Genomic DNA, 25,560 nt, shown 5'->3' with positions numbered 1-25,560 from the left:
GGAGTCGAGTGACAGTGCCGAATCGTTTGCAATCGTCGAACTCGGACGGCGCTCCCGGGACGCGTCCGACACAACCGGTTGCTACCGCGATCACGGCGCTCTCCGAACTGTCCGGAGCTCGCCTCGAATGGGTCGGGCAACCGGGATCACAGTCGTCGGAGGTCGTCGTCAAGGGCGTCGACCTGCGTGCGCAGGGAATCGTGGCCGATGACCTCTTCGCCGCTCTGCCCGGTGCCAGGACGCACGGCGCTCAGTTCGCCGTCGACGCTCTGGGGCGCGGTGCGACCGCGATCTTGACGGACGAGGCCGGCCTCGAATTGATCGAGGCCGCCGGCAAGGCGCCCGACCGGTCCGTCCCGGTTCTCGTTCATCCGAACCCGCGGGATGTGCTCGGTGAGATCTCGGCCGAGATCTACGGCCGGCCCTCGGAGAAGATGCAGGTCGTCGGCATTACCGGCACATCCGGCAAGACGACGACGTCGTACTTGCTCGAAGCAGCGATTGCCGGAGCCGGCCGCAAGCCCGGCCTGGTTGGCACCATCGAGACTCGGATCGACGGCCGACGGGTGCCCAGCGCTCTGACCACGCCGGAAGCTCCGCAACTCCATGCGCTGTTCGCCGTGATGGCAGAGCAGGGGATCGATACCGTCGTCATGGAGGTGTCCAGTCACGCGCTCGCTCTCGGACGCGTCGACGGCATCCGCTTCGACATCGGCGCGTTCACCAATCTTTCGCAGGACCACCTGGATTTCCATCGGGACTTCGAGGAGTACTTCCAGGCCAAGGCTCGGCTGTTCGATCCCGAGTCGACGGTGCGAGCCGAGCATGCCGTCGTCTGCGTCGACGACGTATGGGGTCGACGGATGGCTGAGCTGGCCGCGACCGACGAGAGCGATGCGGTGACCACGGTCTCGACCTCGACGGCCGAGGCCGAGTGGAAGGTCGGCGCCGTCCAGGTTGCCGAGGACGGCTCGCAGACCTTCGAGTTGGTCGGACCGGACGGACAATCGTGGCCCGTCTCGCTTCGCCTCCCCGGTCGATACAACGTGGCCAACGCAGCCTTGGCACTGACTGTCAGCTTCGCGGCCGGACTCGATCCGGACGCTGCTGTTCGAGCACTCGGAACGGTGGATGTCCCCGGACGGGTCCAGCGGATCGACCGTGGGCAGAGCTTCCTGGCAGTCGTCGACTACGCCCACAAACCGGCGGCACTCGAAGCCGTGATCGCCACCCTGCGCAATCAGGTTCCCGGCCGAGTGGCTGTGGTCGTCGGTGCGGGCGGGGACCGCGACGCCGGCAAACGCACCCTCATGGGCGAAGCTGGTGCGAGGGGCGCAGACCTGCTGATCGTCACCGACGACAACCCGCGCACCGAGGATCCCGCGAAAATTCGCGCTTCGGTTATGCAAGGCGCCATCGACGTTCCCGAATCCGAACGCGGCGAGATTCGCGAAGTGGGGGACAGGGCGCTCGCGATCGAGCAAGCAGTCCGGTGGGCGCAGCCAGGCGACGTAGTACTGGTGGCAGGCAAAGGCCACGAAGTGGGTCAAGAAATCGACGGGGTCAAACACCCATTCGACGACCGCGAGGTGTTGGGCGAAATGATCGGCCGATTCGCGATCAACACAGCACATGGAGGCAAGCAATGATCCCGATGACGCTCTCTCGGATCGCCGAGATCGTCGGAGGAACCCTGCATGACGTCGACGATCCGTCGACTCAGGTGACAGGAACCGTCGAATTCGATTCGCGCAAGGCTGGTCCAGGTGGACTGTTTCTCGCACTCCCCGGCGCACGCGTCGACGGTCACGACCATGCGGAAGCGGCGGTGGCCGCCGGTGCGGTGGCGGTGCTAGCAGCGCGGCCGGTCGGGGTTCCGGCGATAGTTGTCCCGTCGGTACCGAACGACGGTCCGAGCGCTGTGATGTTGCTCGAACATGACACAGACGGATCCGGGGCTGCCGTCTTGCATGCCCTCGGCCTCCTGGCCAGGGCCGTGGTCGACGAACTGGCAGCAGAGGGGTCGGCTTCGGGGGGCGGGCTGACGCTGGTCGGTGTCACTGGTTCGGCAGGCAAGACCTCGACCAAGGACCTGATTGCGGCGCTGCTTCGCGAGCGCGGTGAGGTGGTCGCCCCACCAGGCTCGTTCAACAACGAACTGGGGTTGCCGTGGACTGTGCTCCGCGCCGACGAGAAGACCCGCTTCCTGGTCCTCGAGATGTCGGCCCGCGGGGTCGGTCACGTCGGCGAACTGACCAAGATCGCGCCGCCGAAGATCGGCGTCGTTCTCAATGTCGGCACCGCCCATCTCGGTGAATTCGGTTCGCGTGAAGCGATCGCGGTCGCCAAAGGTGAACTGGTGGAAGCACTCCCGTCGGCAGCCGACGGTGGAGTTGCGGTCCTCAACGCCGACGACCGCATGGTCGCCGCAATGGCGAGTCGAACCAAGGCCCGGATCGTATTCGTCGGTCAGTCCGAAGACTGCGACGTTCGGGCGACCGACGTGGTTGTCGACGACCAGGCCCGGGCTTCCTTCACGCTGAACTGTTCACAGGGTTCTGCGCGTATTCGCCTGGCCGTTCACGGCGAACATCACGTGAGCAACGCTCTTGCCGCTGCGGCCGTCGCACTCGAGAACGGCCTCGCGGTTGCAGACATCGCTCGTGTCCTCGAGGGCACGAAGGCAGCGTCAGCGAGGCGGATGGAAGTCACCGAGCGCGCCGACGGCGTCACCGTCGTCAACGACAGTTACAACGCAAATCCCGATTCCATGCGCGCTGCGCTCAAAGCGTTGGTGTCCATGGCGCGATCGGATCGGCACTTCGGGCGCCGTAGCTGGGCTGTGCTCGGTGAGATGGGTGAACTCGGGCCGGAATCGGTCGTCGAGCATGACGCGATCGGTCGCCTGGCCGTCAGACTCGATGTCAGCAAGTTGATCGTCGTCGGAACGGGCCGCACCTCGCGTGCGATGCATCAAGGTGCGGTGATGGAGGGGTCGTGGGGTGACGAGTCCGTCGTCGTGCCAGACGCAGCTGCGGCAATCGCCATTCTCGAAGCGGAACTTGAACCGGGCGATCTCGTCCTGGTGAAGGCGTCCAAGTCTGTTGAACTGTGGACGGTCGCCGAAGCGATTCTGGCCGCAACGCCCAGCGACAACACCGGTGACGCGAACACCGATGGCGAGAACGGCGGGGATTCGCAGTGATCCAGATTCTTCTCGCCGCAGGCATCGCGCTGGCGGTCTCCATCATGCTCACGCCGATCCTGATCAAGGCGTTCTCGAAACAAGGTTTCGGGCAGGAGATCCGAACCGAAGGTCCAGCCAGTCACCAGGCCAAGCGCGGCACTCCCACGATGGGCGGCGTCGCGATCCTGACCGGAATCTGGGCCGGCTATCTCGGCTCACACCTCATCGGTCTCGGCATGGACAACGCGGAGGGACCGTCGGCGTCCGGCCTACTCGTTCTCGGTCTGACCACCGCGCTCGGTGGAGTCGGTTTCCTCGACGACTTCATCAAGATCCGCAAGCAGCGCAATCTGGGACTGAACAAGACAGCGAAGCTGGTCGGCCAGTTCGTCGCTGCCATTGCCTTCGGAATCTTGGCCCTGCAGTTCCGCGGTGACGACGGGCTGACTCCGGGCAGTGTTCATTTGTCGTACGTTCGCGACATCGCCACCGTCTCACTCGGTTCCGTGGTCTTCATCGCCTTCTGTTACCTACTGGTCAGCGCCTGGTCCAATGCCGTCAACCTGACCGACGGCCTCGACGGATTGGCCGCCGGAGCGATGAGTTTCGTTCTCGGCGCCTACGTCATCATCACGTTCTGGCAGTTCCGCTACTCGTGCGAGACGAATCCCGGTAAGGGTTGCTACGACGTCCGAGACCCGCTCGATCTCGCGGTGCTCTGCGCGGCAGGCGCCGGCGCGTGCATCGGTTTCCTCTGGTGGAATGCCGCACCCGCCAAGATCTTCATGGGCGACACCGGTTCTCTTGCCCTCGGCGGCATGCTCGCCGGATTGTCGATCACCACAAGCACGGAACTGTTGATGGTCGTCATCGGTGCACTGTTCGTCGCGGAGGCCGCGTCGGTGGTGATCCAGGTAGCGGTGTTCCGGTCCAGCCGACGGCGGGTCTTCCGAATGGCACCGTTCCATCACCACTTCGAACTTGCCGGGTGGGCTGAAACCACGGTCATCATCAGATTCTGGTTGCTGGCGGCTATTGCGTCGGCTATCGGATTGGCCCTCTTCTACAGCGAATACCTCGCAGCGCTCGGAGGCTGAAAACCATGACCAGCTCAGCGGATTCCGAGAACGACCTGTCCTGGCTCCGCGGTACGCGAGTGCTGGTCGCCGGTGGGCGGGTGTCCGGTCAAGCGACCATCGAACCTCTCGTCGCGCTCGGCGCTGTCGTGACGGTCGCCGATTCGACCCTCGACTTTGCGCAGCGCTGCGCCGAACTCGGCGCGGACATGGTGACCACCACCTCGATCGAGGATGCCCCGGATTCGATCACCGAGTACGGGCTCGTCGTCACCAGTCCGGGCTTTCGGCCGGACGCACCGATCCTTGCAGCGGCCGCCGGTCACGGGATTCCCATCTGGGGAGACGTCGAGTTCTCGTGGCGCGTCGACCACAGCGGGCACTTCGGCGGACCCCGTAAATGGCTCGTCGTGACGGGGACGAACGGAAAGACCACGACGACGTCGATGCTGGCCTCGATTCTCGACGCCGCCGGAGTTGTCGGCCGAGCCTGCGGGAACATCGGGCTTCCGATACTCGAGGCACTCGCCGAGACGTCGCCGCGCGTGGAGTACCTCGCTGTCGAACTGTCGTCTTTCCAATTGCACTGGGCACCTTCGGTGCGTCCGGATGCCGGCGTGGTCCTCAATGTCGCCGAGGATCACCTCGACTGGCACGGCGGAATGAGCGCGTACGCCGAGGCCAAGTCGCGGGCGCTGAGTGGAAAGGTCGCGGTGGTCGGCCTCGATGACGCAATCGCTTCCGAACTGGGAACTCGCGCAACTGCAGACATTGTCACCGGGTTCAGATTGGGTGAACCGGGCGAAGGAGAACTGGGTGTCGAAGCGGGACACCTCGTGGACAACGCTTTCGGCGATCACGTCCGCTTGGCCGAAGCAGCTTCCATAGATCCGGCCGGCCCGGCAGGCGTCATGGACGCGCTTGCCGCTGCCGCTTTGGCGCGGGCACTCGGATTCGAGGCCGACGTCGTCGAACGCGGTCTGGCCGCGCACAAGGTCGGCCCACACCGAGGGGCCCTGGTCGGTCGTGTCGGGTCCGTTGTGTACATCGACGATTCCAAGGCCACCAATCCGCACGCAGCCAGGCCGTCGATACTCGCGCACGACCGCGTCGTCTGGGTTGCAGGCGGTCTACTCAAGGGCGCAAGCGTCGAGCAGTTGGTGAGCGAAGTGGGACCGAGACTGTCCGGCGCTGTTCTTCTCGGCCGTGACGCCGGTGTGATCGAGGACGCGCTGGCGCGACACGCGCCCGATGTTCCCGTGGTGCACGTGCTGTCGGGGGACGATGAAGTGGTGAGCGAAAACAGCAGCAACTCGACTCTCACCATCCGGCTGCCGTCGGGTGCCGACGCGGATGCCGTCATGGCCGCAGTGGTCGTCGAAGCTGCCGAGTTGGCGTCCCCCGGTGATGCAGTTGTACTTGCCCCGGCCGCCGCGTCCTTGGACATGTTCGCCAGCTACGGACATCGTGGTGACAGTTTCGCCGCCGCCGTAGCCGCATTACCCGATCCGTTCACGGATTCGCCTGGCCAAGCCGGGAACTTGCTATGACCAAGGGTCCCAAGACCCGAATCGGTGCCTGGTTGGCGCGGCCGTTGGCGTCGTTCCACCTGGTGGTGACGATTGCCACGATGTTGACTGTCTTGGGGCTCGTGATGGTTCTGTCGGCGTCGAGCGTCGAGCAGTACGTGTCCGGTGGCTCGGCATATTCGTTGTTCACCCAGCAGTTGATCTTCGCGATCCTCGGGGCGGTGCTCTTCTACGTCGCGCTGCGGATCCCGGCGAGAGTGCTCCGGCAGTATTCGTTTCCGCTGTTCGTCGTCGTGCTGATCATGCTGGTACTCGTCCTGATTCCGGGAATCGGCACCGAAGCGCAGGGTGCGCGTCGCTGGTTCAACGTCGGTGGATTCTCGGTGCAACCATCGGAAATCATGAAGGTCGCCTTGGCGATCTGGGGCGCGCATCTGTTGGCCTCGAGGCGTCCGGACGACCGATCTGTGAAGTCGATCCTGATTCCGCTCGTGCCCGCTGCAATGCTGGTCTTCGCCTTGGTCGTCGCGCAGCCGAACCTCAGTACGACTATCGCACTGGGAATCATCGTCGGGGCCCTGCTGTGGTTCGGTGGGCTTCCACTGAAACTCTTCGGCTCGATAGCGCTGACAGGCGTTGTCGGCGCCGCTGTCCTGGCCATGACGGCCGGGTATCGATCCGACCGAGTCCAGGCCTTCTTCAACAAGAGCGATGACCTGCAGGGCAACAACTATCAGGCCAAGCAGGCCTTGTATTCGCTCGCAGACGGCGGCTTTTTCGGTCGCGGACTCGGGCAGAGCGTCGCCAAATGGAACTACCTGCCGAACGCGCACAACGACTTCATCTTCGCGATCATCGGCGAAGAGCTGGGATTTGTCGGCTGCGCTGTGGTGATCGGTTTGTTCGCTGTATTCGTGTACACGGGATTGCGGATCGCAGCCCGCAGCATCGATCCGTTCTGGCGGCTCCTGTCGGCCACCGCAACTACCTGGATCGTCGGCCAGGCGATGATCAACATCGGTTACGTCATCGGACTGCTGCCGGTGACCGGACTCCAGTTGCCCTTGGTCTCCGCCGGTGGTTCGTCCTTGGCGATCACGCTGTTCATGTTCGGTGTCATCGCCAATGCAGCGCGCCACGAGCCAGAAGCAGTTGCCGCTCTGAACTCCGGGCAGGACGGCAAGATCTCGAAGTTGCTCAGACTGCCCAAGCCGGTGCTGTACCACCCGCCGTCAGGGGGCCGGCCGATCCGTCGACCGAAGCCCGCACGACAGATCGAACCGGCACGCGGACGCGACGGCCGGCGCGCGATCGAGACGGGCGATCGACGCAAGCGGGCAGATCAAGGCGCTCGCCCTTCCGCGGATTCCAACCGAGGTGCGGCCGCTGGGTCACGGAAGCGCACCGCGGGAGGGCAGAATGGTCAGCGTCGGCAGGCGCCGACACGTAGGGCACAAGATCCACGAGAAGTTCGAGAGCGAGGAATTCGTAGGTGAGCGGCAACAAATCGGCTCTGTCGGTAGTGGTGGCAGGGGGAGGCACGGCTGGTCACATCGAACCCGCACTTGCGGTCGCGGACGCGGTCAAGGCCGCTCAGCCCGACACCAGGATCACCGCACTCGGGACAGCACGTGGTCTCGAAACCACCTTGGTGCCTGCCCGCGGTTACACGCTCGAGCTCATTCCGCCGGTACCGCTTCCGCGTAAGCCCACGATGGATCTGGTGAAATTGCCGACGCGCATCCTCGCGTCGGTGCGCAAGACCCGCGAGGTACTCGATTCCGTCGACGCCGACGTGATCGTCGGTTTCGGTGGTTACGTCGCGCTTCCGGCGTATCTTGCCGCACGTGGTGGTGTTCTTCGGCGCCGGCGCAAGATTCCGATCGTCATCCACGAGGCGAACGCCAGTGCCGGTATCGCGAACAAGATCGGTGCTCGTCTGGCGACGCGGGTGCTTGCCGCTGTTCCGGGTTCCGGAGTGAAGAACCGCGGCGATCAGGACGCCGAGATCGTCGGCATCCCGGTTCGCGCGTCGATCGCCAATTTCGATCGAGCGGGACTCCGCTCGCAAGCTCGCGAGTACTTCGGACTGCCTCAGGACGGTCCCGTTCTGCTCGTCTTCGGCGGATCGCAAGGCGCGAAGTCGCTCAACGACGCGGTGTCCGGAGCAGCGGAAGAACTGGCGAAGGCCGGGATCTCGGTCCTTCACGCACACGGACCCAAGAACTCCCTCGAGGTCACGCAGTACTCGGAGACGGCACCGTATGTGGCTGTTCCTTATCTTTCGCGGATGGATCTCGCGTATGCCGCAGCCGACGCGACGATCTGTCGTTCGGGCGCGATGACGGTCGCCGAGGTCTCGGCGGTCGGACTACCGGCCGTCTACGTTCCGTTGCCGCACGGCAACGGTGAACAGGAACTCAACGCGAAACCCGTTGTCGCAGCGGGCGGCGCGATCATCGTCTCCGACAACGAGCTCACGCCGACGTTCGTCGCCGGCACCGTCGTCCCGATGCTGAGCGACAGCGCGCGTCTCGACAAGATGAGCAGTGGCGCTGCCAATGTCGGGCACCGCACGGCGGCAACCGAGATCGCACGGATCGTGCTCGACATCGCGGCAAAGGAAAACGCCGTCCAGGAAAACGCAAGGGGAAACCGATGACCGCGCTGCCCGCCCACCTCGAGCGAGTACACATGGTCGGAATCGGCGGTGCCGGTATGTCCGGCATCGCTCGAATTCTGCTTTCCCGCGGGGGCCTTGTCTCGGGTTCGGACGCCAAGGAGAGCCGAGGAGTCCTGGCGCTTCGTGCACGCGGGGCACAGGTCCGGATCGGCCACGACGCCGATGCTCTCGACCTGCTGCCAGGTGGACCGACCGTCGTCGTCACGACGCACGCAGCTATCCCGAAGGACAACCCGGAACTCGTCGAGGCCGCTCGCCGCGGAATCCCGGTGATTCTTCGGCCGGCTGTCCTTGCATCACTCATGCAGGGCAATCGCACGTTCCTGGTTTCGGGAACACACGGCAAGACGTCGACGACCTCGATGCTCGTGGTCGCCCTGCAGCACTGCGGTTTCGACCCCTCGTTTGCCGTTGGCGGCGAACTCAACGAGGCGGGCACGAATGCCCATCACGGCAGCGGTGACGTTTTTGTCGCCGAGGCGGACGAGAGCGACGGGTCGCTGCTTCAGTACGACCCCAACGTGATCGTCGTGACCAACATCGAGGCCGATCACCTCGACTACTTCGGCAGCGTCGAAGCGTATGTGAAGGTGTTCGACGATTTTGTCGACAAGCTACGTCCGGGTGGACTCTTGATTGCTTGCCTCGACGATCCGGGATCTGCGGATCTCGCGAAGCGAATCGTGGCCTCGGGTCGTTCGGACATCCGTGTGCTCGGTTACGGATCAGCGGATGCGCAGGAAGTAGAAGCGGGCACTGCCTTCGAGCCTGTCGACGGCGTCGAGGTCGGAGTCCGACTACTGGGCTTCCATGCACACGACGTCGGGGGAGTCCTGCAGTTCCAACTGGCCGGTGAGAGCGCCGCGCGAACCGTGCGGATGGCAGTGCCGGGTCGGCACATGGCGCTCAACGCACTTGCCGCCCTGCTGGCCGCCCGTGATGCGGGCGCCGAGACCGAGGAGATCGTCGAGGGGCTCGCCGGATTCGGTGGCGTCCACCGCCGCTTCCAGTTCACCGGCCGCGAGCGTGGTGTCCGGGTGTTCGACGACTACGCCCACCATCCGACCGAAGTTCGCGCGGTTCTCGGCGCGGCCGCGGATCTGGTTCGACCGGAAGATGATTCGTCGTCGACCAATTCGGCAGCTGGACGTGTGATCGTGGTCTTCCAACCTCACCTCTATTCGCGCACAGCGGCATTTGCCGTGGAGTTCGCGCAGGCACTGGACTTGGCCGACGAGGTAGTGGTTCTCGATGTCTACGGTGCTCGCGAAGAGCCGATGCCGGGAGTCAGCGGTGCGCTTGTCGCTCAATCGGTCACCAAACCTGTTCACTATCAACCCGATCTGTCGCAGGCACCGAAGCAGGTGGCGGCGTTGGCTCACCCCGGCGACATCGTCATCACGATGGGCGCCGGTGACGTGACCATGCTCGGCAAACAGATCCTCGATGCTTTGCGTTCGGCGCCGCATCCCGCGCCGCGATGACACCCGACGCACGAAGTCGTCGCGGGCGTCGAGATCCTCAGGCCAGGCGAGCCACCAGTACGCGTCGGCGCAGTACTCGCACCGAATCGCGATATTCGACGCGGTCGACGGAGCCGGCTCCCGAACCCACGCCGACTCGTAAGTGGTTCAAGCGACCGCTGATCGTGGCACCGCTGGCAATCGTGCTGGTGGTGGGAATTGCGCTGACGGCCTGGTTGTCTCCCGTGCTCTCGGTCCGGGGCACCGAAGTTCTCGGTGCGACGACGGTCAGTGAGGAACAGATCCTTTCGCTCCTGGCAGTACCGACCGGTCAGCCGTTGATGCGGGTCGACACCGGCGCCGCCGCCGCACGTGTAGCGACGATTCCGAAGGTGGCCTCCGCCCGAGTGCAGCGGATGTATCCGTCGACCATTCGCGTCACCGTCACCGAACGGGTACCGGTTGTCTTCGTCGACTCACCCGAGGGGGCACACCTGCTGGACGAGAAGGGTGTCGACTTCGAGATGGGAGTCCCGCCGCCGGGGGTTCCGCGTCTGGTGACACCGACGCCTGGATGGAACGACGAGCCGACGCTTGCCGCGCTCGAGGTGTTGTCGGTGTTGCCGCCGGATCTGAGATTTCAGGTGGGAGAGGTTGCCGCTCGGTCGATTTCGAGTGTCACGCTGACTCTGCTCGACGGTCGCGTCGTAAACTGGGGCGGTGTCGAGCACTCGGATCGTAAGGCTGCCGTGACGCTTCCTCTGTTGACTCAACCGGGGCAGACGTACGACGTGTCCAGTCCTGATCTTCCGACGGTCCGATAGCGCACGGTGCACCCGTGCGCCGGTGCGTGGCAAATACTTCGGTGTGTCTCGGCGCGCCTAATGGCGGAACGCGACGACGGTGCATAGCGTTTCGTTTCAGATCGAATACTTGACATAACTCTAACCCTATGGTTGAGGTTTAGAGTTTATCTCGAACACCAGCAGTAACAAATACACCAGCAGTTACAAATACAGCAGCAGTAAAAAGACAGCAGCACTGACAAACAGCGTGAAACACGACACGGAAGGCGAGAGCCGATGACGCCCCCGCACAACTACCTCGCCGTAATCAAGGTCGTCGGCATCGGCGGCGGCGGCGTGAACGCAGTCAACCGCATGATCGAACAGGGACTCAAGGGAGTCGAGTTCATCGCGGTCAACACGGACGCGCAAGCCCTTCTGATGAGTGACGCCGACGTCAAGCTCGACGTCGGTCGTGAATTGACCCGTGGCCTCGGCGCCGGTGCTGACCCTGAAGTGGGTCGCAAGGCAGCCGAAGATCACAAGGACGAGATCGAAGAGGTCATCAAGGGCGCCGACATGGTGTTCGTGACCGCAGGCGAGGGTGGTGGCACCGGAACCGGTGGTGCCCCTGTCGTGGCAAGCATCGCCCGGAAGCTGGGCGCACTCACCGTCGGCGTCGTGACTCGGCCGTTCTCCTTCGAGGGCAAGCGTCGTGGGGGACAGGCGGATACCGGAATCCAGGCGCTCCGCGAGTCCTGCGACACGCTGATCGTCATTCCCAACGATCGCCTGCTCCAGCTGGGTGACGCGGCCGTCAGCCTCATGGACGCCTTCCGCAGCGCCGACGAGGTTCTCCTCAACGGTGTCCAGGGCATCACCGACCTCATCACCACCCCGGGTCTGATCAACGTCGACTTCGCGGACGTCAAGGGTGTCATGTCCGGTGCAGGCAGTGCGTTGATGGGCATCGGATCCTCACGTGGTGAGGGACGCGCGATCAAGGCGGCGGAATCTGCGATCAATTCGCCTCTCCTCGAAGCATCGATGGAAGGCGCCCGCGGCGTTCTCCTGTCGATTGCCGGCGGTAGCGATCTGGGCCTGTTCGAGATCAACGAGGCGGCTTCGCTGGTGCAGGAAGCCGCGCACATCGACGCCAACATCATCTTCGGAACGGTCATCGACGATTCACTCGGTGACGAGGTTCGTGTGACGGTCATCGCTGCGGGATTCGACGGAGGAGCTCCGGCTCGTCGTCCCGTGGAGTCGACCGCACAGGGACGTGGAGCTATCGGCGCCGGGCGCGCGGGTGAGGTCGGCCGGTCACCGGTGGCCGCCGAACCTGCTGGCGAGCAGCCGATTTCCGCAGCGCGCGAGACGACGGGCTCGGGTAGCTTGCCTCCGATCGGTGGCCCACGCCATGCGCCGGTCCAGGAAGACGAGGGCGACGACGACGTCGATGTGCCTGTCTTCATGCGTCGCTGACGCAGGGCTACAAACAGTTTCGAGAACAGGGTGCCCGGAATTTCTGGGTACCCTGTTCTTGACTGGATGTCCGGTCACGTCTGAGCCGGACGACAACTTTCGACGTTTGTGAGCACACATATCTTGAGTACCGAGAAGTCGACCACCCGCACCCGCATTCGCCGCGTCGTGACCAGCCGAGCCGGTGGTGTTTCCGCGTCGCCGTACGAGTCGTTCAATCTCGGCGATCACGTCGGAGACGATCCGGCAGCCGTCGAGGCGAATCGCCGTCGTCTGGCACGCGAAATAGGCGTCGAGCCTGACCATCTCGTGTGGATGGAACAGATCCACTCGCGCAACGTCACTGTCGTGACGGAACCGACCGACGAAGTGATTCCCGTGACGGACGCTCTGGTCACCACCGTTCCCGGCCTGGCGCTAGCCACCCTCAGCGCAGACTGTGTTCCCGTTCTGCTCTCCGACGAGGAGGCCGGTGTGATCGCGGCAGTTCATGCCGGACGGATCGGTGCCCGCATCGGTATCGTCCCGCGTGTCCTCGCGGAGATGGTGCGACAGGGCGCGGACGTCTCACGTATCGGTGCCTTCCTCGGCCCGGCAGCGAGCGGACGCCAGTACGAGGTTCCCGCCGCGATGCGTGCGGACGTGGAAAAACACTTGCCGGGCAGCGCAACTCGCACCGAGAAGGGCACGCCGGGACTCGATCTGCGTGCGGGACTGCGTAAGCAGTTGCTCGCCGCGGGTGTGTCCGGTGTTGCCGAGGACCCGCGGTGCACGATCGAGGATCGCGCGTTGTTCAGTCATCGCCGAGAATCTCTGACCGGGCGTCAAGCTGCAGTGATCTGGATGGAAGCGCCCGCAGCGCAGGAAACCGTCTAGGCAGAAATGCGCCAGACGGATATGCGGCTGACAGAAATATCGACGGCACTCGACTCGGTGCGTGCGCGGCTGGCGGCCGCCTGCCTTGCCGCCGGTCGTGAAGTTTCCGACGTAGCACTGCTGCCAGTTACCAAATTCTTTCCGGCGTCCGACGCCCGAATCCTGTACGAACTGGGTTGCCGTGAATTCGGTGAGTCTCGTGAGCAGGAAGCAGTGGAGAAGGTCGCGGACTTCGACGGCGCTGCTCAGAGCGGCGCGATCGACGATCCGGTTCGTTGGCACATGATCGGGCAGTTGCAGCGCAACAAAGCGCGTTCGGTAGCGAAGTGGGCCTACGCAATTCACTCGGTGGACAGTGCACGACTGGCCGATGCACTCGATCGGGCGGCGCTCGGAGCTTTGTCCGACGGGGAGCGTAAAGCGCCGCTGCGGGTGCTCATCCAGGTAAGTCTCGACGGAGACCCTGCGCGTGGCGGAGTTTCCACGGGAGAGCTAACTCCTCTCGCCGAGCGGATCGAATCAGCCGAAGGTCTCGAATTTGCGGGACTGATGGCCGTCCCGCCACTTGGATCAGATCCGGACGAGCAGTTCGAAATCCTCCGCAGGGCACATCTTTTGATTCTCGAATCGCATCCTCGGGCAACCGAACTCTCGGCTGGCATGACCGGTGATCTGGAGGCCGCAGTGCGCCACGGATCAACGTGCGTGCGTGTCGGAACCGCACTGCTCGGCTCACGACCAGTAATCTCGAGGTGATCGCTCAGGTGATCGCCCAACCCGTCCACACCGCTGCGACCGGTCGCAGTCGGATTGATTCCGCCGCGCCAAGGAAGGTCGATCAATGAGCAACCTGCATAAGTTCAAGGCTTACTTCGGCATGGTTCCCCTCGATGACTACGAGGACGAATACGTGGAGGAGCCCGATCAGGCTCGCCGCGCACCCCGTCGTAGTCACGACGGCTATGCCGAGCGCGACGACCGCGAGTTCGTCGAACCTGCCTTCTCGAAGGCGAGCTACGCGCCCAGTCGTCGTGACGAAGAGGACGCGGAGTTCGATCGCTACGATTCCCGGCCCCGCGTCGACACCGTTCCCAGCCGCAGTAGCCGCCCGGCGATGGCGCCGCGTCCGGCAAGCCGTGGAAACCTCGCGGTCGACGCCCGTGCAGAGCGCCCCGAAGCGCGACGTGCGCCTGTTGTCGATGACGGCGGCCCGCTCGCCAAGATCACGACATTGCGTCCGCAGAGCTACGCAGAGGCCCGCACCATCGGTGAGCGGTTCCGCGACGGCACTCCCGTCATCATGGATCTGGTCGACATGAGCAACGCCGACGCGAAGCGTCTGGTCGATTTCGCGGCCGGCCTGGCGTTCGCATTGCGTGGTTCTTTCGACAAGGTAGCCACCAAAGTGTTTCTTCTCTCACCGGCTGACATCGACGTTTCCGCTGAGGAACGCCGTCGTATCGCGGAGACGGGTTTCTACAGCCAGAAATGATGGTCTCGACCGCAGTCCGGCCCCTGAGCAGGGGTGACGTGAGCACATTCGAACGGCGGCCCGTCTCGGCGGACGCCGCATTCGGACCCATCGCCGGCCGTTACAAGACGGACTCGATGCGGGCCGGTTCCGGAATTGCTGCGGTGTGTCTGTTTTGGACACACCGCAGAAGTCAGGCAGAGTGAGGGTGTGGACGCGCTTCTCTCTGTGATCTATCTGGTGCTGGTTGTCTTCTGGCTGTTGCTGATCGGCAGAGTGATCGTCGAGTTCGTTCGTTCGTTTGCCAGAGATTGGCGACCGACCGGATTGGTCGCAGTCATTCTCGAAACCATTTTTACGATCACCGATCCTCCGGTGAAACTGCTCCGCAGGTTGATCCCCCCGATCAACCTCGGTGGAGTTCGCTTGGATCTATCCATCATGGTCTTGCTTTTCATCGTCATCATCCTGATGTCGGTTGTTCGCTGAGCGCAGTCCGAGTGAGTGGTATGCCAGAATGGAAGCCATAACTCATCCGGTGGTTCGCCACTACGTAGACTGTGTTGCAACTGAATGCTTGCTAGACCGCCAAATGACGCGTGAAGGGATCCTTCCATGCCGCAACTGACTCCAGCTGACGTGCACAACGTTGCGTTCAGCAAGCCGCCTATCGGCAAGCGTGGCTACAACGAGGACGAGGTCGACGCATTCCTCGACCTCGTCGAGCAGGCGCTGTCGCAGCTCATCGAAGAGAATGCGGACCTGCGCCAGCGCGTAGGTGAGCTGGATCAGGAGCTCGCGGCTGCCAAGAAGTCGCCGGCACCTGCTCAGCAGGCAGCACCCGTCGTAGCGCAGCCCAAGCCGGAGCCCGCTCGGGTTGTCGAACCGCCCAAGCCTGCACCCGTTGCAGCTCCGGTTCCCGCCGCCGCTGCCGTTGCAGCGCCGCAGAGTGGCGACACCCACATGCAGGCCGCGAAGGTCCTCGGACTGGCTCAGGAGATGGCGGATCGCCTCACCAACGATGCCAAGACCGAATCCGAGCAGCTGCTCGGCAGTGCTCGCACCAACTCCGAGCAGCTCATGAGCGAGGCTCGCAGCAAGGCCGACGGCATGATCGCGGATGCGCGCAACAAGTCGGAGGCAATGCTGACCGACGCTCAGACTCGCTCCGAGACCCAGCTTCGCCAGGCTCAGGAGAAGGCAGACGCTCTCAAGGCAGACGCCGAGAAGAAGCACACCGAAATCATGGCGACCATCAACCAGCAGCGTTCGGTCCTCGAGGGCCGTATCGAGCAGCTCAAGACGTTCGAACGTGAGTACCGGGTGCGCCTGAAGTCCTACCTGGAATCGCAGCTCGAAGAGCTCGAACAGCGTGGCTCGGCCGTTCCGGTCGACGGTGGACAGGATTCCTACAGCCCGTCCTTCGCCAAGGGAAACAGCTGACCGAGAGCGCCTCGTCGGCTCAGCTATCGGACCGGACAAAGGTTGATACGTGCTGGTCGTGACGTTGGTTCTCGCGGGAGTTGGCTTCGCTCTCCTGATCGTTGCCCTGACCACAGGGTCGCTGATCTGGGCGTGGGCATGTATCGCGATTTGTGTAGCAGGTGCCGTCCTCCTGCTGGTCAGTGCGCTGACCAGCAGGAAGGCGGTTCCTTCGTTGGATGACCCGATATCGGGCAGCGGCGTGTCGTCGCCTTACGGTCGAGTCGAGAGTTCCTCGGATTCCTCGACCGATGATGCAGCTACTGCCAACGACGACAATCAGGGAAACCACGGCGGGTCGCCGGGTGCCCCCGACAAGACCTAGGGCGAGTTCCGACAAGGTCCAGGACGAGTATTAGACTGTCCAACACGAATACCAGGCTGTGATCCGGCAATCACCGGGGAGCTTTCGGAAGAACGGTTGTCGACGCTTTCGTACGTGTCGAGGACCCAGTAGAACCGAACGGGTGAGCCCGTCACAGCTCGATCGAGTGGCAGCTCGAGATCCGGTGTGAAAGCACGGATCTGCGGGGTGCAAACGGGGTGGTACCGCGGTGTCGGCGCACAAGCGTCACGTCGTCCCCGTGCCGAGTCCGACTGGCACGAGGAGATCGCTATGGCGAGTAACGGGTATCCCAAAGTCGACTACGGTGTCCCCGCCGACACCGGAGTCAAGTTCCCCGAACTGGAACAGAAAGTCCTGAAACAGTGGGACGACGACGACACCTTCCGTGCGTCGGTTTCCAATCGGGACGGTAACGAAGAGTTCGTTTTCTACGACGGACCGCCATTCGCAAACGGTTTGCCGCACTACGGCCACCTGCTGACGGGGTACGTCAAGGACCTGGTGCCGCGCTTCCAGACAATGCGTGGACGCAAGGTCGAACGACGCTTCGGCTGGGATTGCCACGGCCTTCCGGCAGAGCTCGAAGCGGAGAAGCAGCTCGGCATCAAGGACAAGGCCGAGATCGAAGTCATGGGTCTGGCCAAGTTCAACGAGTACTGCAAGGCCTCGGTGCTCAAGTACACTGACGAGTGGCGTGACTACGTCACCCGCCAGGCGCGCTGGGTCGATTTCGACAACGACTACAAGACCCTGGACGTCGACTTCATGGAGTCCGTCATGTGGGCCTTCAAGGAGCTGCACGACAAGGGCCTGATCTATCAGGGCTTCCGTGTGCTGCCCTACAGCTGGTACGAGCAGACTCCGCTGTCCAATCAGGAGACTCGTCTCGACGACGCGTACAAGATGCGTCAGGATCCTGCAGTCACGGTCGACATGCCGCTGGTCGCTCCGGGTTCACCCCTCGACGGCGCGAACGCGATCATCTGGACCACGACTCCGTGGACACTGCCGTCCAACTTGGCCACTGCGGTTCATCCCGAGGTCGACTACGTCCAGGTGCTCGGCGAGGACGGAAAGCGGTACGTGCTCGCAGAAGCACGGGTAGCTCATTACGCACGTGAGCTGGGGGAGGACCCCGAGGTCGTTTCCCGTCACAAGGGCGCCGAACTGGTCGGAATGTCGTACACACCGCCGTTCGACTTCTTCCTCGGACATCCGAATGCGCACGTCGTGCTCTCGGCGGACTACGTGACAACCGACTCCGGAACCGGAATCGTCCACCTCGCACCGGCTTTCGGTGAAGAGGATATGGACGTGGCCACGGCCAACGGTATCGAGGTCGTACAGCCGCTCGATCCGGGTGGAAAGTTCACCTCGATGGTTCCGCCGTACGAGGGCCTGATGGTGTTCGACGCCAACCCGGTCATCATCAAGGACCTCAAGGCTGCCGGAAAGCTGCTGCGGCACGAGACGATCGAGCACTCGTACCCACACAGTTGGCGCAGTGGGCAGCCGCTCATCTACATGGCGGTTCCCTCGTGGTTCGTCGCGGTCACCAAGTTCCGAGATCGCATGGTCGAGCTGAACAAGGACATCACGTGGGTGCCCGAGCACATCCGTGACGGCCAGTTCGGCAAGTGGCTCGAAGGTGCACGAGACTGGAACATCAGCCGAAACCGTTACTGGGGCAGCCCGATCCCGGTGTGGGTGTCGGACGATCCGCAGTACCCGCGTACGGACGTGTACGGATCGCTCGATCAGTTGGAGGCAGACTTCGGCGTGCGTCCGACCGATCTGCATCGCCCGATGATCGACGACCTGGTCCGCCCGAACCCCGACGACCCGACCGGGAAGTCGATGATGCGCCGCGTTCCCGAGGTGCTCGACTGCTGGTTCGAATCCGGTTCGATGCCGTACGCGCAGGTGCACTACCCATTCGAGAACCGTGAATGGTTCGAGGGCCATTTCCCGGGCGATTTCATCGTCGAGTACAACGGGCAGACTCGCGGCTGGTTCTACACGCTGCACGTGCTGGCAACCGCACTCTTCGATCGTCCGGCGTTCAAAACCGTTGCTGCGCACGGCATCGTGCTGGGCGACGACGGACTGAAGATGAGCAAGTCCAAGGGCAACTACCCGGACGTGAAGGAGGTGTTCAACCGCGACGGCAGCGATGCCATGCGATGGTTCCTGATGTCCTCGCCGATCTTGCGCGGCGGAAACCTCATCGTGACCGAGCAGGGCATCCGCGAAGGCGTACGTCAGGCGTTGCTCCCGCTGTGGAACGCCTGGAGCTTTTTGCAGTTGTACGCGCCGGAATCCGGTGTGTGGCGTACCGATTCGGAGAACATCCTCGATCAGTACATCCTGGCCAAGCTCGCTACCACCCGCGACGTGATCACCGAGGCCCTCGAGGTCAACGACATCGCCGGCGCGTGCGACGAGCTTCGGTTGTTCTGTGATGCGCTCACCAACTGGTATGTGCGACGGTCTCGTTCGCGGTTCTGGGATGAGGATCGCGACGCGATCGACACCCTGCACACCGTGCTCGAGGTCGTGACGCGTCTCGCTGCGCCGCTGTTGCCGCTGGTATCCGAGGTGATCTGGCGCGGGTTGACCGGGGAGCGCTCGGTTCACCTGGCTGATTGGCCGGAGGCGTCGGAGCTCCCCGCGAACCCCGAGCTGGTAGCGGCGATGGACGACGTCCGGACCGTGTGCTCCACGGTGCTGAGCCTGCGCAAGGCGCAGAATCTGCGAGTTCGTCTTCCGCTGCCCGAGGTCACGGTTGCGGCGCCGGATGCCGAGCGTCTGCGTCCGTTCCTCGGACTGATTGCCGACGAGGTCAACGTCAAGAAGGTCGATCTGACCGATGACGTCGACGTGCACGGGCGCTTCGAGATCGCGGTCAACGCGCGTGCTGCAGGACCGCGTCTGGGCAAGTCCGTTCAGACTGTCATCAAGGCGGTCAAGGCGGGCGACTGGACCGAGAACGCGGACGGCGTCGTAGTTGCGGCGGGCATCGAACTGCTGCCCGAGGAGTACACGCAGAAACTGGTTGCAGCCGAGCCTGATTCGACGGCTGCATTGCCCGACGGTGCGGGACTCGTCGTACTCGATTCCGTCGTGACGGAGGAACTCGAAGCCGAGGGCTGGGCGAAGGACCGTATCCGTCAGTTGCAGGATGCGCGTCGTGCCGCCGGTTTGGACGTCTCGGACCGGATCAACGTCGTACTCGAGGTTCCGCAGGACTGCAAGGAGTGGGCGGAGCGTCATCGCGAATTGATCGCCGGTGAGGTTCTGGCCACCTCGTTCTCGGTGGGTGAAGCGGGAGACGACGCCGTCGATCTCGGTGACGGTATCCGCGCCGCGATCACGAAGGTCTAAATACCGCCATAACTACTCCGGCTCCCCGATGAATGTCTGTATGTCGGGGTGCCGGAGTAGTTTGCTCTCATGAGTACGAGCAAGGAAACCGTGGCGCGCATTCTCGAGCAGTTGGAACCGCTCGACGTGCGGGCAAGGGCGATGTTCGGCGAGTACGGATTGTATTGCGACGAGAAGATCGTGGGCTTGATCTGCGGAGACGTTCTGTTCGTCAAACCCACCGAGGTCAGTACGGAGTTCGGATCAGAGGCCGATCTGGCTCCGCCGTACCCGGGAGCGAAGGATTACTACCGGGTTCCGGAGGAACGGCTGCAGGACCTCGATCACCTGCACGCCTTCATTCAACGGACTGCCGACGTACTACCCCTGCCGAAGAAGAAGTCGCCCAAGAAGAAGGCGCGGACGTAGATTCTGCACCTACTTTTGAGAGAACCGTAACGCCCGATGAATCAAGGTGATCCCACACGAAGTCGCAGGTGGGTGCTGCATCTCGACATGGATGCATTTTTCGCTTCCGCCGAGCAGTTGACGCGTCCCACGCTGCGAGGTCGCCCGGTGCTGGTCGGCGGCTTGGGCGGGCGCGGAGTGGTGGCCGGGGCAAGTTACGAAGCGAGAGTTTTCGGTGCGCGTTCTGCGATGCCGATGCACCAAGCACGCCGGATGGTCGGTGGCGGAGCGGTGGTATTGCCACCGCGGATGTCGTTGTATTCGGTTCTGAGTAAACGCACCTTCGACGCGTTGCGCCTTCGTATGCCGATCCTCGAGCAATTGTCGGTGGACGAGGCCTTCGGCGAACCAGTGGAATTGGCCGGAGTCGGCGCCGACGAGGTCCGCGCGTTTTGTGAGGACCTGCGGGCGTTGATCAAAGCCGAGACCGGGTTGGTTGCCTCGATCGGTGCCGGCGCAGGTAAGCAGGTCGCCAAGATCGCGTCGGGACTGGCAAAGCCCGACGGCGTCGCAGTGATTCCTCCCGGGATGCAGCACGAGTTGCTCGATCCACTTCCGGTGCGAAAGCTGTGGGGGATCGGCCCTGTTGCCGAGGAAAAGCTCAAGCGTCTCGGCATCGAAACCATCGGAGGGTTTGCCCGCACTCCCATAGCGGAGGTGGCGTCGATACTCGGAACCACTGTCGGACCGGGGTTGCACCGCCTCGCGCAGGGGATCGACGATCGGCCGGTCGCCGAGCGTGCCGAATCCAAGCAGATCAGCGCGGAATCCACGTTCGCCGCAGACATCGTCACGATGGCGCAACTGCGCGCAGCCGTCGAAAGTAGTGGTCGTGCAGCATTTTCCAGGCTGGAGAAGGACGGAAGAGCTGCTCGCACCGTCGTACTGAAGCTCAAGAAGTCCGACATGAGTATCTTGACTCGATCCGTGACGCTGCCGTTTGCCACCATCGACCGCCAAATCCTTGTCGCGACCGCGCAGAAACAGGTCATCGATCCACAGGAATTGGGGCCGATTCGCCTGGTCGGTGTGGGATTCGCCGGTTTGTCCACCGTTCGGCAAGGATCACTTTTTCCCGAGTTGGATCAGGATGTTCCCGGCTATCCGGTCGAGACTCTCACGGGCGCCCTCGATGAGGCCGAACTCGACGTTCCGGTGGCCGCACGCGTCCCGCAGCGCTACTGGCACCCTGGTTTGGACGTGAAGCATCCAGAATACGGACACGGTTGGGTGCAGGGCGCCGGGCACGGAGTGGTGACAGTTCGCTTCGAAACCCGTTCCAGCGGAACGGGAATAGCCAAAACCTTCGCCGAATCGGATGAGGTGCTCGAGGTAGCAGATGCGGTCGACAGCCTTCTCTGAGGATGTCCTTAGACTTTTTCCGCTTACCGTTGGGTAATGTTGTCGACGATCCTCGAGCAAGCACGATGTTCGACTGACGCTCGAATGTGAACACCCGAATGGATAGGACTGAGAAGTTGAAGCTTCAGAAGATGACCGTTGCAGCCGTGGCGATCGCAGCAGCCCTGACGATGACCGCTTGTGGTTCGGACGGAGGAGACTCCGACAAGACGACTTCGGCGAAGCCCACGACCACCACCGCTGCGGCACCCACGTCCGAGGTTGTCCTGCCGACGTCCGCTGAGCTCAACGCCAAGGTCGCTCAGGCACTCGACGAGACCGTTCCGGCCGCAGACAAGGTCAACCTCGTCCAGGGTGCCGAGCAGGATCCCGAGCTGATCAACCAGGTCGCCGCTGCCGCCAAGGCTGCCGGCGCGCAGGTCGAGATCCTCGACCCGGTCACCGACACGGGTAGCGAGACGGCCGCAGCTTCGCTGAACATCGTCGTCAACGGCCAGCCGCTGCAGCAGGGTCTGCAGGCTTCGTTCGTCTACGAGGACGGCGTCTGGAAGCTCTCGAAGACCACCGCTTGCCAGATCGTCGGCGTTGCAGGTCTGACCTCGCCTGCTTGCGCTGCTTGATCTCTGCGCAACACCTGAAACACCAGAGCGGCCGTCGACTCCCGAAAGGGAGTCGGCGGCCGCTCTTCATGCAGTGAGCGTCGTCAGTGATGGAATCCCTCGGTGACGCGTGGCCGCGGCATCGGGCTGTCGAGTTCGTCGAGGAACGCGGTTTCCTCTTCGATGATGCGCAGCAGATTGGCTGCCAGGTCCATGCTCAGTCCGTTACGAACCACGATGCGCTGCACTGTCAGATCCGAGAGATCGTCCGGCATGGGATAGGCCGGCACCAACCAGCCCTTGCCCCGCAGTCGGTCCGACAGGTCGTACAGCGTCCAGTTGGACGTGTGGCCCTCGGCGAGGCGCCACGCGAAGACCGGGATGTCGGAACCGTCGTTCCACAGTTCGAAGGCGTCGAGCTTCCCGATTCCTTCGGCGAGGAATTTCGCCACGTCCTGTGAGGACTGCTGGATCGCGCGATAGCCGTCGTGGCCGAGACGCAGGAACAAGTAGAACTGCAGGATCACCTGAGCGCCGGGCCGCGAGAAGTTCAGCGCGAAGGTCGGCATACTGCCGCCGAGGTAGCTCACCTTGAAGACGAGGTCGTCGGGAAGTAGATCCTGCGATCGCCAGACCACCCAGCCGAGGCCGGGGTAGACGAGTCCGTACTTGTGCGCCGAGGTGTTGATTGAGTGCACGCGTGGGAGCCGGAAATCCCATTCGAGTTCGGGCTGTAGGAACGGGGCGATCATTGCGCCGGAAGCGCCGTCGACGTGGATGGGAACGTCGAGTCCCGTCTTTTCCTGGATCGCGTCGAGTGCCTTCGAGATTTCCAGGACCGGCTCGTACATCCCGGTGTACGTGACACCCATGATCGCGATTACGCCGATCGTGTTCTCGTCGACGTACTTGTCCAGATCGTGACCGTCCAGGGTCCGGTGTTCCTCGCTGATCGGCACGTAGCGCGCCTCGACGTCCCAGTAGTTGCAGAATTTCTCCCAGCACACCTGGACGGCGGAACTCATGATGAGATTTGGTTTTTCGGTGGACTTCCCCGCGGCTTTTCGTGCGTGCTGCCAGCGTCGTTTCATCGCCAGGCCGCCGAGCATGCACGCCTCGGACGAACCGATCGTCGAGGTACCGATTGCGTCCTTGGGGGAGGGCGAGTGCCAGAGGTCGGCAAGGATGCGCCAGCAATAGGTTTCGATCGCGGCGGTCTGTGGATACTCGTCCTTGTCGATCATGTTCTTGTCGAACGACTCGGCATACAGTTTGGTGGCGTGATCGTCCATCCACGTGCTGACGAACGTCGCGAGATTGAGCCGCGCATTGCCGTCGAGCATCGTTTCGTCGTGGACGATCTGATAGGCGGTCTCGGGAAGCATGCCGTCGGGTTCGAGTGTGTACTTCGATGCAACCGAATCCTCGCCAGGCCTCGAGAAGATCGGATTGACGGCTACGTAATCGGTGTGATCTGACCTTCTGGGTTCCGGCATGAACTCTGGCTCCTCACATCAGTGTGTCGCGTTGGTCTGTTTCGTACCTACTCTCACCGTTCAGTGTGGACGGGCAGTTGTCAAAGGGTCTGTGGTCCCGAATCATTCGCGTAAGGCCGAGACGGGACTAATCCGCTCGTTGTCAGGGCGTTAGTGCGCGCAGGCGATCGGCGGCGGCCGATGCCATCGAGTGCAGAACATCGGGGGCGATCGGACTCGGCGCAGTTGCGGACACCTGGGTCAACGTGGTCCCGACTGCGGCCACGATCGCATCGGCGACCAAGGTGAAACCGCCACTCTCCGTGATGATTCGGAAAGCGAAAGACGCGTCGCCGACGTTCGGGTCCGACGCTCCGCCGACGCGATAGGTGATTGTCGTTCCGTCGGCATCGGTTCCTGAATATTCCGCGCACCCGGCCAGCGTGGTCTGAAGTTTCTCGAAAGCTGCTGCTGCCGCTGCGCCGTCGGCGTACGAAGCAGAGTCCTGATCGATGCTCGTGAAATCGGGGCCGGTGAACATGTCGGAGAGGTCGGCGACGGATCCGGCGGCCTGGGTGGCTATCGGTGCCAGAACCTGAGCGCAGACGGCAGGGTCGGTGCTCGACTTGTCCGCCTCCGAACTCTCCGGCGCCGGTGCGAGGCCGAGGTCGTCGACCGGGTCGGGAACTATGTCGAAGTCCGCAGGTAGTTCGGAGAGGGTGAGCGCGGCTCGTTGCAGCGCATCACGGTCGAGAGGTGCCCCGCTCAGCGGTGCGGCCGGAGCAGCTGTGAACGGCGCCAAGCCGACCTGTGGGGCGGAAACCTGCGTAGTTGTGTCAGCACTAGGAGAGTCGTCCGAGCCGCAACCGGTGACGACGAACAGTGCCGCCGTTGCTGTCAGGCCCAGTGCGAGCGATCGGCGTGTCACGATTCCCACCGAATGCTGTTGGAGATGGTCTGCCGGATCACCGAGGAACTGTCCGGATCGCCGTACGCCTGGTCGCCGCCGACGGTCATCTGTCCGTCGATCGGCAAGGGGAGCGAGAGGTCGACGGTGAGGTTTCCGGAGCCGGCCATGACGTACTGATCGATGTTCAGCGTTCCGGCGTCACCGGCCAGGTTCCAGACCGGGCTCTGCGGGGTCTGCGATACGTCCACCGCGAGCGAAAGCCGATTGCCCTCCCGCGCGGTGAGCGTGACGGTGGTTGTCTGATCGAGCAGGATTTCGCTGCTGACTTGTTGTCGAACCACCCAACGTGCGCCGACACCGACCGGAGCGTCGGGGAGTGCAACGGTCCGGTAGACCGCTTGGCCGAGCGCCTGTTCGATTGCAGCGCGGGCAGCATTGGCCGAGTTGGCGGACGGCTTCAACCGTAGGGCGGTGATGGCGCCCGAATCCGTGACCGACAATCCGGCCGCAGATCCGTCGGCCCCGCTCAGCGCTGCCTGCAGCGTTGCATCCGGCGAGGTCATCGACGACAGCGTCAGGTCCACGACAGCGGTGGGATCGTCAGCGGTCACGTTTGCCGAGAGCGGGATCGTGATCTCCGGCGAAGAGAAATCTTGTGCCGGCTGTTGATCGATCTGCTGACTCACGACCGCCTGGGTGACGAGCGTCGCCGTCTGCGTGGTGCCGACAGGCAAGTTCATGCGCAACACCTCGCGCGGTTCGCTTCCCGCATCGAGTACCTCGACGGTGGCGGCGGTCACCGGAACAGTGACTTCGCTCGGCGACGAGGTAGGTGTGGTGGGAGGTTGATCCGAGTCGCCGCAAGCGGTGAGAACGGTGGTGAGAGCGAGGGCAGCGAGGGCGAACGGAACTCGTCGGCCGGTCGTGGACAGCAGTGGCACGCGCTCCAGGCTAGCCGCAGTTGCAGAGTGCGTGACCCGGTGCGGTGAACATGAGGGAT

21 protein-coding genes and 1 pseudogene are annotated in these 25,560 nt (G+C 63.3%); 19 read left to right on the top strand and 3 right to left on the bottom strand.

The window, feature by feature from the left end; genetic code table 11:
* Window positions 1-14 precede the first annotated feature (14 nt).
* The 19 genes and pseudogenes from H7C86_RS09130 (at window position 15) to H7C86_RS09040 (ending at window position 22,196) form a co-directional block, all read left to right on the top strand.
* Window positions 15-1,649, top strand: coding sequence for a UDP-N-acetylmuramoyl-L-alanyl-D-glutamate--2,6-diaminopimelate ligase (locus H7C86_RS09130; protein ID WP_021344563.1), 1,635 nt, complete (start codon window positions 15-17; stop codon window positions 1,647-1,649).
* Window positions 1,646-3,205, top strand: a complete 1,560-nt coding sequence (gene murF, locus H7C86_RS09125; protein WP_020908074.1) for a UDP-N-acetylmuramoyl-tripeptide--D-alanyl-D-alanine ligase — start codon at window positions 1,646-1,648, stop codon at window positions 3,203-3,205. Before H7C86_RS09130 ends, murF begins: the two co-directional genes overlap by 4 nt.
* Window positions 3,202-4,284 carry a phospho-N-acetylmuramoyl-pentapeptide-transferase gene (gene mraY, locus H7C86_RS09120; protein ID WP_003941699.1) on the top strand — a complete coding sequence of 361 codons (1,083 nt, stop codon included), beginning with the start codon at window positions 3,202-3,204 and terminating at the stop codon, window positions 4,282-4,284. Before murF ends, mraY begins: the two co-directional genes overlap by 4 nt.
* A gap of 5 nt (window positions 4,285-4,289) precedes the next feature.
* Window positions 4,290-5,813 (top strand): UDP-N-acetylmuramoyl-L-alanine--D-glutamate ligase, encoded by a 1,524-nt coding sequence (gene murD, locus H7C86_RS09115; protein WP_047890080.1) that lies wholly within the window; start codon window positions 4,290-4,292, stop codon window positions 5,811-5,813.
* Window positions 5,810-7,288, top strand: coding sequence for a putative lipid II flippase FtsW (ftsW, locus tag H7C86_RS09110; RefSeq protein WP_182261438.1), 1,479 nt, complete (start codon window positions 5,810-5,812; stop codon window positions 7,286-7,288). The genes murD and ftsW overlap by 4 nt, the downstream gene beginning before the upstream one ends.
* Window positions 7,285-8,454: an undecaprenyldiphospho-muramoylpentapeptide beta-N-acetylglucosaminyltransferase gene (gene murG / locus H7C86_RS09105; RefSeq protein ID WP_019748872.1), complete on the top strand. Its 1,170-nt coding sequence runs from the start codon at window positions 7,285-7,287 to the stop codon at window positions 8,452-8,454. Before ftsW ends, murG begins: the two co-directional genes overlap by 4 nt.
* Window positions 8,451-9,959 (top strand): UDP-N-acetylmuramate--L-alanine ligase, encoded by a 1,509-nt coding sequence (murC, locus tag H7C86_RS09100; RefSeq protein ID WP_019748871.1) that lies wholly within the window; start codon window positions 8,451-8,453, stop codon window positions 9,957-9,959. Before murG ends, murC begins: the two co-directional genes overlap by 4 nt.
* Complete coding sequence (locus H7C86_RS09095; protein ID WP_019748870.1) at window positions 9,956-10,762, top strand: cell division protein FtsQ/DivIB; 807 nt, start codon at window positions 9,956-9,958, stop codon at window positions 10,760-10,762. The genes murC and H7C86_RS09095 overlap by 4 nt, the downstream gene beginning before the upstream one ends.
* Before the next feature lie 258 nt (window positions 10,763-11,020).
* Window positions 11,021-12,208: a cell division protein FtsZ gene (gene ftsZ / locus H7C86_RS09090; protein WP_003941788.1), complete on the top strand. Its 1,188-nt coding sequence runs from the start codon at window positions 11,021-11,023 to the stop codon at window positions 12,206-12,208.
* A gap of 108 nt (window positions 12,209-12,316) precedes the next feature.
* Complete coding sequence (gene pgeF, locus H7C86_RS09085) at window positions 12,317-13,084, top strand: peptidoglycan editing factor PgeF (protein ID WP_019748869.1); 768 nt, start codon at window positions 12,317-12,319, stop codon at window positions 13,082-13,084.
* A gap of 6 nt (window positions 13,085-13,090) precedes the next feature.
* Window positions 13,091-13,840, top strand: coding sequence for a YggS family pyridoxal phosphate-dependent enzyme (locus tag H7C86_RS09080; protein ID WP_182261437.1), 750 nt, complete (start codon window positions 13,091-13,093; stop codon window positions 13,838-13,840).
* 85 nt (window positions 13,841-13,925) lie between these two features.
* Complete coding sequence (locus H7C86_RS09075) at window positions 13,926-14,576, top strand: cell division protein SepF (protein ID WP_003941752.1); 651 nt, start codon at window positions 13,926-13,928, stop codon at window positions 14,574-14,576.
* Between the two features lie 189 nt (window positions 14,577-14,765).
* The gene (locus tag H7C86_RS09070; RefSeq protein ID WP_003941780.1) at window positions 14,766-15,044 is read left to right on the top strand and encodes a YggT family protein; all 279 of its coding nucleotides are present in this window, start codon (window positions 14,766-14,768) and stop codon (window positions 15,042-15,044) included.
* A 126-nt stretch (window positions 15,045-15,170) separates the two neighbouring features.
* On the top strand, window positions 15,171-15,998 hold the full coding sequence (locus tag H7C86_RS09065) for a DivIVA domain-containing protein (protein ID WP_182261436.1): 828 nt from the start codon (window positions 15,171-15,173) through the stop codon (window positions 15,996-15,998).
* Window positions 15,999-16,047: 49 nt separating this feature from the next.
* Window positions 16,048-16,233, top strand: a pseudogene (locus tag H7C86_RS37925) (hypothetical protein); the annotation flags it as partial.
* 420 nt (window positions 16,234-16,653) lie between these two features.
* Window positions 16,654-19,767: an isoleucine--tRNA ligase gene (gene ileS / locus H7C86_RS09055; protein ID WP_182261435.1), complete on the top strand. Its 3,114-nt coding sequence runs from the start codon at window positions 16,654-16,656 to the stop codon at window positions 19,765-19,767.
* Between the two features lie 69 nt (window positions 19,768-19,836).
* The gene (locus tag H7C86_RS09050; RefSeq protein WP_042952111.1) at window positions 19,837-20,175 is read left to right on the top strand and encodes a TfoX/Sxy family protein; all 339 of its coding nucleotides are present in this window, start codon (window positions 19,837-19,839) and stop codon (window positions 20,173-20,175) included.
* Between the two features lie 36 nt (window positions 20,176-20,211).
* Entirely contained in the window at window positions 20,212-21,576 is a 1,365-nt protein-coding gene (locus H7C86_RS09045; RefSeq protein ID WP_019748863.1) for a DNA polymerase IV, read from the top strand.
* A 131-nt stretch (window positions 21,577-21,707) separates the two neighbouring features.
* Entirely contained in the window at window positions 21,708-22,196 is a 489-nt protein-coding gene (locus H7C86_RS09040; protein ID WP_372448908.1) for a hypothetical protein, read from the top strand.
* A gap of 83 nt (window positions 22,197-22,279) precedes the next feature.
* Here the strand turns inward: H7C86_RS09040 and H7C86_RS09035 are convergent, their stop codons facing one another.
* From H7C86_RS09035 to H7C86_RS09025, 3 genes are all read right to left on the bottom strand, one after another.
* Window positions 22,280-23,671 (bottom strand): glutamate decarboxylase, encoded by a 1,392-nt coding sequence (locus H7C86_RS09035; RefSeq protein ID WP_046378698.1) that lies wholly within the window; start codon window positions 23,669-23,671, stop codon window positions 22,280-22,282.
* A gap of 142 nt (window positions 23,672-23,813) precedes the next feature.
* On the bottom strand, window positions 23,814-24,578 hold the full coding sequence (locus H7C86_RS09030; RefSeq protein ID WP_259349073.1) for a sensor domain-containing protein: 765 nt from the start codon (window positions 24,576-24,578) through the stop codon (window positions 23,814-23,816).
* Window positions 24,575-25,501: a hypothetical protein gene (locus tag H7C86_RS09025; RefSeq protein WP_019748859.1), complete on the bottom strand. Its 927-nt coding sequence runs from the start codon at window positions 25,499-25,501 to the stop codon at window positions 24,575-24,577. Before H7C86_RS09025 ends, H7C86_RS09030 begins: the two co-directional genes overlap by 4 nt.
* Window positions 25,502-25,560: the final 59 nt, after the last annotated feature.

This window comes from Rhodococcus sp. UFZ-B548 (genome assembly GCF_903819475.1).
GTDB lineage: Bacteria > Actinomycetota > Actinomycetes > Mycobacteriales > Mycobacteriaceae > Rhodococcus_F > Rhodococcus_F erythropolis.
The sequence above is the reverse complement of the archived record's forward strand: the minus strand, read 5'-3'. Positions and strand labels throughout refer to the sequence as shown.